Origin of the sequence: Denitratimonas organivorans, from assembly GCF_037478135.1 — a bacterium.
Taxonomy (GTDB): Bacteria; Pseudomonadota; Gammaproteobacteria; order Xanthomonadales; family Xanthomonadaceae; genus Denitratimonas.
In genome coordinates this window covers 20,952-29,040 of the sequence record NZ_JBBHDV010000020.1, presented here as the reverse complement: position 1 = coordinate 29,040, position 8,089 = coordinate 20,952, and the positions used below count along the sequence as shown (strand labels likewise).

Sequence of the window (8,089 nt, the reverse complement as noted above, 5' to 3'; positions counted from 1 at the left end):
TGGTCGTGGAGCGGCCCAGCCTACGGCACCTGGCCCGCTTCGGTTCAAGGAAATTGCACTTCAGGGTTGAATCCGCCAGCCCTGTGACGTGCCAGGTATTGATGATAGGCGTTCAAGCGGCCGGAATTTGTTGCCTTTGGATTGTTGCTCCGAGTTGTGACCATACGAATTGCCATCTTGCGACTGCGCTTCGCTTTGCGCAGGTTAACGGTCAAGAGACTAGGCTGAGTCACAGAAACGGCGCACGGGTGATTATGCTGGCGACAGGGTCGGTAAAAATCCGGAGTCAGAAATAAATGGATTCGCATGCGCATCCGGAAAATAGAAAGTCACGCATGATGGTGTTTTTTCAAACACCCCGTGGGCGAACTGCGGTCAACATGCTTATCGTGCTTGTGGCCGTTTTTCTGGTCTACCGCCCGGTACTGGATGCCGGCTTCGTTTGGGATGATCTGCTCAACTTCCAGCATCGCGCTTGGCTCTATCACGGTGATCTGTGGAAGCAATACATATTCACCGGCTTCAATGATTGGCAGCTCTATTTCCGCCCATTGGTGGTGGCACTGTTTGTGCTGCAGGCGCGCTTGTTCGATGGTGCGCCCGAGCCGATGCACGCCGTAACCCTCGGCATGCAACTGATCAATGTGGCATTGGTGATGGTGCTGGCGCAACGCACGATGAGGGAAGCCGGCAAGCGCAATCTGCTGCTGGTGGCATTGGCCGGGCTGATGTTTGGGCTGCACCCGATGCTGGTGGAAACGGTGGTCTGGATTGGCTGCCAATTCGACCAGATGCAGGTCATGTTTGCGCTGCTGGGGCTGTTGTTCAATTTTTACATTCGCAAACGTTGGCCCCGTGCGATCATCGTAGCGGCGTGCTTCTTTCTTAGCGCTTGCTCCAAGGAGTCTGCAGCGGCATATCCTGCCATCGTAATGATTTTTGACTGGCTGTTTCGCGGTGCAAGGCATGCGACCTTGATGGATCGTGCACGTCTCTTGATGCGCGAGAATTGGCCCAGTTATATTATGCTCCTCATAGCAGGAGTTGCATATCTTTGCTTGCGGAAAATCATGATGGGGAGCGTGGCCTCGGACGTCACCTTGCCCATGTTGATCCCGGATGGGGCGCGTGTTGAAGAAATTGCCTATGTATATCTTAAATACTGGAGTGTGATTGCAGGCGTTCCACTTGAATTGAATCCACTGCACCCGGTAGAGAATTATTCATTCGGAACCAGCACCTCGACTCTGTTGTTGCGACTGGTTCCGGCTCTCGCCTTGGCGGCAGCCGGTCTGCTGGTGCTTACACAGCGATTTTGTTTCACAGGTGCATGGGTCACAATAGTTGGCCTTTATCTGTTTCCAGTGCTCGGTTTCTTTCCGGGCCACTTTGATGGAAGTCTTTACCATGAGCGATATGCGGTGGGTGCGATCGCTCTTACGGCAGTGCTGCTGCCAAGTGTGTTGCATGAATGGGCATGCCTGCTGCAACCGGGAGCAGGACTCCGGCGGGTGGTAATGATCCTGGCGTTGGCATGGTTGGCTTGGGCGGTAGCCAGTGTACGAGTCACCCTTCCGCTATGGTCAAACGATCTTGCGCTGTGGCGGTGGGCATCGTCTGCACATCCACAAAGCAGTCTGGCAGCAGGCAACCTGATCAGTGCTGAAATCAATGCCGGAAATTTGCAATCTGCATATCGTCGAGTCCGGGAGGCACTGGACCAGAATCTGGACTGCGACTATTGCTATCTCAATGGCTTTGACCTCGCCGTGACAATTGGCGACCTTTCACTGGCCAACGCAACCAAACAGCGAGTACGGGAGTCGCGGGAGTTCATGCGCGACCGCTCCATGACGCAAACGTATTGGCGTATTGCTGGCTTTCTAGAGATGCGTCTTGGTAACCCGAACGAGGCAGAACAAATGCTGCGTGAGTCACTCAAGCTCGAAGACTCCGAATCCCTCAGTCATCTGCTTCTTGCAGAGACGCTGGTAGCCCTTGGTCAGTTGGATGAAGCCCGCGACGAAGCCGAGCGCGCCGTACAATTGGCCCCTCCGCTCGATCAAAATGAAGTGCAGCACATGGTTGAGTTCATCCTTGCCGGGAATGTGATGTATGGACAGCCGATGCAACCCGCTGAACCTGCGGCCGATAATTGAGCAGGGAGGAGACAACTCACTTCGGCCGGCGTTACGTCACGGTGAGCGGAATTTCATGGAGCGGAAAGTGGCAGAACCAAGCCTTGCCGGCGGCTTAGCCATCGCGGAGTCATTCATCGCCGAGTTCGAGTGCGTGCGAGACCTCCTTATGGAGAGCCCGCGCGCGGTCTGCGCGCTGACTTCGGACTCCGCATGCACCAATTTTGACCGATTCCCCTGCACCTTGATCTTAGACGAAGATCCAAACGGCGGGTTCTACCCCGAAATCACGGACGGTTGTGAAAGGGTGGATAACTTCAGATCCTGCCTTGCGACCCTTCGTCGCATCCTTGGGTTGTGGAACCGCTCAATGTATTCGAACACATCGGCCCTTGCTGCATCGAGTGTCGGGTAGGTCGTGCGGTATACCCGCTCGCGCTTGAGCAGGCCGAAGAAGCCCTCGCAGGCGGCGTTGTCGCCACAGTGACCGACTGCGCTCATTGAGCACACCAACGTGTTGTCCTCCAGGCAACGTTGATAGTCGCCGCTTCGAAACTGGCTGCCGCGATCGGAGTGCAGGATCACAGGATGGCTGTCCTGACGCTGCCAGACCGCCATCTGCACCGCCCGGATCACCATCTGCCGGTCCTGTCGGTGGTGCATGGACCACCCCCTGCGTCAAGATAGTTGTCGCCCCGATAGACTCCACACTCGGGGGCAGAGGACAACGCATTGGCTCGATACGGACAAGCATTCAAAGACAAGGCGGTAGCACGGCTGTTGCCGCCTGAGAGCGCGGACCTGGAGGTGGTTTCGCGGGAGGTGGGCGTGTCGGTTGGCACGCTGGAGCGTTGGCGTGCTGATGCGCTTGCGTCTGGGCGCAAGCGTGGCGGCTGGACGCCGGTAGCCCGGCTTGAGGCGGTGATCGCGACGGCGTCGATGAGCGAGGCGGACAAGAGTGCCTGGTGCCGTGCGCAGGGCCTGTTTCCATCCGAGCTGGACGAGTGGCGGCAGACGGCGACCGCTTCGCTGGGTGCGTCGGAGACCGCGACCACGGGCGTGGCGAGCCGGGCCGAGCAGCGGCGGATCAAGGCGCTGGAGCGCGAGCTGCGGCGCAAGGACAAGGCGCTGGCGGAGGCGGCGGCGTTGCTGGTGCTGTCAAAAAAACTCGAGGCGCTCTACCCCAGGGACGCGGACGAATGACCGCCCGGGAAGAGCGCCAGCGTCTGGTGAACCTGATCGATGAGGCCCACGCCGAGGGCGCCCGCCTGGCGGCGGCCTGTCGCGAGGCCGGCATCACCGTGCGCACGCTGCAGCGCTGGCGTGATCCGCCGTCCGCTAGCAGGCTGCTGAAATGCCTCCCCACCCGCTACACTTCCGGCACACCCTGACAGGCTGATCCGATGCGCGGCACCGATGTCTTCATCGAGCAGTTGTTCACCCTCAAGAAGATGGATGACTTCGTCCCCTCGGATCATCCGCTGCGCCCGATCCGCGAACGGGTCAATGCGGCGCTGGCGCGGCTCAACGGCTTGTTCGAGAAGATCTACGAGTCTGGCTGGAAAGGTGGCCGACCGAGCATTGCACCGGAGAAGCTTGCCCGCGCGATGCTGCTGCAGGTGTTCTACTCGATCCGCTCCGAGCGCCAGCTCATGGAGCAGGTGCAGTACAACCTGTTGTTTCGCTGGTTCATCGGCCTGTCGATGGACGATGCGGTGTGGGTACCCACGGTGTTCACCAAGAATCGGCAGCGGCTCATCGAGTACGATGCGGTGGTGGCCCTGTTCAACGAGATCGTGGCGATGGCCGAGACTGAGGGCTGGTTGTCGAACGAGCACTTCAGTGTGGACGGGACGCTGATCCAGGCTTGGGCCGGGCACAAGAGCTTTGTGCGCAAGGATGATCAGGATGGCGATGGCACCAACTTCCGTGGCCAGCCGCGCAGCAATGACACGCATGCCTCCCGGACCGATCCCGACGCGCGTCTGTACCGCAAGGGCAAGACCGCCAGCGAACTGCGCTACATGGGGCATACCCTGGCCGACAACCGTCATGGGCTGATTGCCAATGCGCGGGTGAGGCAGAATGTACGCGTGGAATCAGATCAACCGGTTACCCCGAGCGAAGCATGAAAAAAGCCCTCATCACCGGCATCACCGGCCAGGACGGCGCCTATCTGGCGGAATTCCTGCTGGCCAAGGGCTACCAAGTCCATGGCATCAAGCGACGCTCGTCGTCCTTCAATATCGAGCGGATCGGTCACTTCTAGGACGCACTACAGTGTCGCCATCCGAACAATCTTTTTTGATCTTCGGCTCCCCGCTGATCGAGCAAGCAGAGATCGACGAAGTCCTGGCTTGCATGGAATCAAGCTGGCTTGGCACCGGACCGCGCGTCGCCAAATTCGAATCGGATTTCGCCGCCTACAACGCGCTCCCTGCCACACGCGTTGCGGCGCTCAACTCCTGCACTGCCGCACTGCATGTGAGCATGGTCGCCGCCGGCTTGGAAGCCGGTTCAGAGGTCATCACCACACCACTGACGTTCTGCGCGACGGCCAACGCCATCATTCACGCCGGACTGACCCCTGTCCTTGCCGACGTGGACGCATCCACACAGTGCATTGATCCGGCCGCCATCGAAGCCGCCATCACCCCACGCACCAGCGCCATCCTGCCAGTGCACTTCGCAGGTCGCCCCTGCGACATGGACGCGATCATGGCGATCGCCAACAAGCACGGCCTGGCCGTCATCGAGGACTGCGCGCACGCCATCGAGACCGAATACCACGGCCGGAAAGCGGGAACCTTCGGTGACTTCGGCTGTTTCAGCTTCTATGCCACCAAGAACATCACAACCGGCGAAGGCGGCATGATCGTCGGGCGCGACGAGGCGCTCATCGCCCGCGCCCGCGTGCTGGCACTGCACGGCATGAGCAAGGATGCCTGGCACCGCTTCGGCGACAAGGGCTACAAGCATTACCAGGTCGTCGAGTGCGGCTTCAAGTACAACATGATGGACCTGCAAGCGGCGATCGGGATTCATCAGCTGGCGCGCGTGGAATCCAGCTGGCAGCGACGCGAAGCCATCTGGCGTCGTTACATGGACGCATTCGCCGGCCTGCCCATCGGATTGCCTGCCCCGGTGGAGGCAGACGCCCGCCACGCCTATCACCTCTTCACGCTTCTGATCGAGGAGGGTCGCTGCGGGATCTCGCGCGATGCATTCCTCGAGGCCATGAATGCCAGCCGCATCGGTAACGGCGTGCATTACCTGTCGCTGGCCGAGCATCCTTATTACCAGCAGCGTTTCGGCTGGCGCCCGGAGCAGTGGCCGCAGGCGATGCGGATCGGACGAGCGACGGTGAGTTTGCCGCTGTCGCCGAAGCTAAGCGATGCCGACGTCGGGCGCGTGATTTCCGCAACACGCCACGCACTACCCCGCAGCTGATGATCGAGCCCAAGTCCACTCGGCAATGAATGCACCTGAACCTGCATCGATTCGCCCACGACGGGCAATCCGGATGTTCATGACATTGCTGGGATTCGGCCTACTGACTTGGTTCGCCTGGCATTCCCACGAAGAGCTTTCACGCTTGATCGCTAATTGCGATATCGGATTGCTCACACTATCCATCATCCTTGGCATTGCATTCACTTTCATCCAGGCGCTGTTGTTCGCTACCCTGGTTCACAAGCACGGCAACCAGACCAGCAACCAGACTCTCGCAAGCGCCTATCTAGTGTCGCAACCGGGCAAGTACATTCCCGGAAAAGTCTGGTCGCTTGCGATGCAATCGTTTGCGATGGAAAACAGGGTTCGGATATCCCATATCACTTTTGCAAATATCGAGCTTGCGATTGTATCGACCATCCAGACGATCACAATGGGAGTCGCGCTGCTGTACTTCGATTCACCTCTGATTGCAATCCTCGCTTCTATTGCAGGATTGATAGCTTGCACCATTGCTGTCGTTTTCCCCTTGGCAAGCTGGTTGGAGCGACTGGCACCCAGGCTGTCGTCTGCCGCCGGACTCTCTACCGCCCAGGCTGGATTAAATCCTGGCATCCCGAGGGCAATTGGACTGAATGCGGCCAGCATGACAACCAATATGGCAGCTGCATGGTGCGTTCTGCTTGCTGCCGGCTCTGGCATCCCCGACGCGGACCGCCTACCCATCTTGTCGAGCATCTATCTGGGCATCGCAGCAGGCATCCTTGCTCTCCCCATCCCTGCAGGACTCGGCGTTCGAGAAGCTGCCGCTGCCGGACTTGGCGCGTTGCTTTCCCCCACCCTATCGGCGCCAATGATCATCTCCGTTTCGCTGTTGTTCCGCTGCTGGCAGATTCCAGTGGACATCGGATGCACGGTATTGGGTGCGTTGCTTACCCGCCATGAGAAAGTTGTGGATTCGCAACACCCTGACTGAAGTCAGCGCACCGATGAACGAAGCAGCTTCGCAGGTACTCCACCTACCAGCGACCCTTCCGGAACGTCGTTCAGCACAACTGCCCCAGCAGCGATCACCGCCCTATCCCCGATCCTGACTCCAGGGCCGATCACTGCGTGCGAAAAGACCACCACGTCGTCGCCGATGACAACCGCATCGAACATCCTGCCCTTCGAATCGTTACTTGCGTAATCGCTACGGCTCGCATAGATCCCTACCGATGGACCGCAATCGAAACGACGACCAATTCGTATTCCGCCAGGACCTGCCCCATAAAGGACGCAATTTGGGGAAATTGTCGAATCATCCCCTATAACCACCGCGCCTGCGCCTTCGCACCACGCCATACCCCCCGCATGGACGACCGTTCCCGACTGTATGACAACTCGCTTACCGATCTCGATGTTTGCGATCCTCCCTTTGATGATTACATTCCGCTCCAGGCGGAGGGAAGGGAATCGCAACCCAACGCGCAAGGCCCTGACGTACGACAGGAGATTGTCCAAAAGGCCTGCGACGAACTGATATGGAATCAAGACCCCTCCATTCTTTGTTGATGCGACGGAACTAACTTTCATCCATTTCCACGACAAAGCACTAGATCATAGAGAAACGCCACATACTCGAAAAAATTATCCCAATGATAATCTTTAGGAATTGTGGATAAAATTTTCAGCCAGCTTTCGATCTCGAAGCCGAGACAACTTTATTATTGCTCCGATACCGCACCCTACCAAACCCGTCGCAACATCGTGAGTGACAGCCAGCCCACTGTCAGTCCCCCATTTCTGCTTGAACTTGACCAGACCGATCTGCTCCCATGGGGATGACATCAGACTCAGCTTGGAAGCACCCATCTGGCGAGCTTGAAGCACGAGCATTTCCAACAGCAAATCGCTTACCCCACAGCGCCTACCAACTTCATCTGCGGCGCCGTGCAAGTAATAGGCGGTTGAGCCATGCACGGCGAGCACAGAAAATCCATGAACGACTCCTGCATCACCAACTGCAGCGAATATCTCCAAGCCTACTTGCGTCTCCGCAAGCGCGAATAACCGGCTGAAGTAGCTCGGGGAATAACGAATCTTCCCGGCATGGGCCTTGACCGTGGCCTCGTATAGCCGGTAGCACGCCAGTGCGTCCGCACAATCGCGTCCCAAACGAATGCCCTGACTTGAGCGTCGGGCAAACGCAAGATCCCTGCGAAGGCGCTTGTTGGCCTCAGGTGACCATGATTGCAAGTCTTCTATCCACACTTCCGGCCTGGCGGCGGTCATTGATGAATCAGACGCCCGCAACATCGACCCATTGAGCCGCAGCACGTGCAAGCCCAACGCCGTCGCCAACTGCGATCCTGTGTCTTTCATCTGCGAAAACGACAGGTCCTCCCAAGGCTGGCCGAGCACAGGAAAACCTAAGAATCCAATTCTGATCCCGAATCGCGAGAATACAGGCACCATGGCACCAACGCCAATCTCCCGGTTCCACGCATACATTGGCC

At 58.3% G+C, this 8,089-nt stretch carries 5 protein-coding genes and 4 pseudogenes; 6 read left to right on the top strand and 3 right to left on the bottom strand.

The genetic code is table 11. The annotated features are described in order from the left end of the window. Positions 1-296: 296 nt before the first annotated feature. Positions 297-2,159, top strand: coding sequence for a tetratricopeptide repeat protein (locus WDB66_RS14800; RefSeq protein WP_339399369.1), 1,863 nt, complete (start codon positions 297-299; stop codon positions 2,157-2,159). A 255-nt stretch (positions 2,160-2,414) separates the two neighbouring features. Here WDB66_RS14800 and WDB66_RS14795 read toward each other — a convergent pair. Continuing rightward, positions 2,415-2,810, bottom strand: a pseudogene (locus tag WDB66_RS14795) (DDE-type integrase/transposase/recombinase); the annotation flags it as partial. A 60-nt stretch (positions 2,811-2,870) separates the two neighbouring features. Between WDB66_RS14795 and WDB66_RS14790 the strand changes: the two are divergent. From WDB66_RS14790 to WDB66_RS14770, 5 genes and pseudogenes are all read left to right on the top strand, one after another. Next, positions 2,871-3,463: pseudogene (locus WDB66_RS14790) on the top strand (IS3-like element ISAzo10 family transposase); the annotation flags it as partial. Between the two features lie 78 nt (positions 3,464-3,541). Next, a pseudogene (locus WDB66_RS14785) lies at positions 3,542-4,216 on the top strand (IS5 family transposase); the annotation flags it as partial. Positions 4,217-4,266: 50 nt separating this feature from the next. Then, positions 4,267-4,395: pseudogene (locus WDB66_RS14780) on the top strand (GDP-mannose 4,6-dehydratase); the annotation flags it as partial. 23 nt (positions 4,396-4,418) lie between these two features. Next, positions 4,419-5,588, top strand: coding sequence for a DegT/DnrJ/EryC1/StrS family aminotransferase (locus tag WDB66_RS14775; protein WP_339399368.1), 1,170 nt, complete (start codon positions 4,419-4,421; stop codon positions 5,586-5,588). 79 nt (positions 5,589-5,667) lie between these two features. Further along, positions 5,668-6,567, top strand: coding sequence for a lysylphosphatidylglycerol synthase domain-containing protein (locus WDB66_RS14770; RefSeq protein ID WP_339399367.1), 900 nt, complete (start codon positions 5,668-5,670; stop codon positions 6,565-6,567). A gap of 2 nt (positions 6,568-6,569) precedes the next feature. On the opposite strand, the gene WDB66_RS15250 is transcribed toward WDB66_RS14770, so the two are convergent. Then, positions 6,570-6,752, bottom strand: a complete 183-nt coding sequence (locus WDB66_RS15250) for a DapH/DapD/GlmU-related protein (RefSeq protein ID WP_489670879.1) — start codon at positions 6,750-6,752, stop codon at positions 6,570-6,572. A 486-nt stretch (positions 6,753-7,238) separates the two neighbouring features. Next, entirely contained in the window at positions 7,239-8,048 is an 810-nt protein-coding gene (locus tag WDB66_RS14765) for a GNAT family N-acetyltransferase (RefSeq protein WP_339399366.1), read from the bottom strand. Positions 8,049-8,089: the final 41 nt, after the last annotated feature.

Bases quoted from the DNA above. Each gene is read 5' to 3' on its own strand.
- WDB66_RS14800 (WP_339399369.1), top strand. From the start codon at position 297: ATGGATTCGCATGCGCATCCGGAAAATAGAAAGTCACGCATGATGGTG.
- WDB66_RS14770 (WP_339399367.1), top strand. From the start codon at position 5,668: ATGACATTGCTGGGATTCGGCCTACTGACTTGGTTCGCCTGGCATTCC.
- WDB66_RS15250 (WP_489670879.1), bottom strand. From the start codon at position 6,752: ATGTTCGATGCGGTTGTCATCGGCGACGACGTGGTGGTCTTTTCGCAC.
- WDB66_RS14765 (WP_339399366.1), bottom strand. From the start codon at position 8,048: ATGGTGCCTGTATTCTCGCGATTCGGGATCAGAATTGGATTCTTAGGT.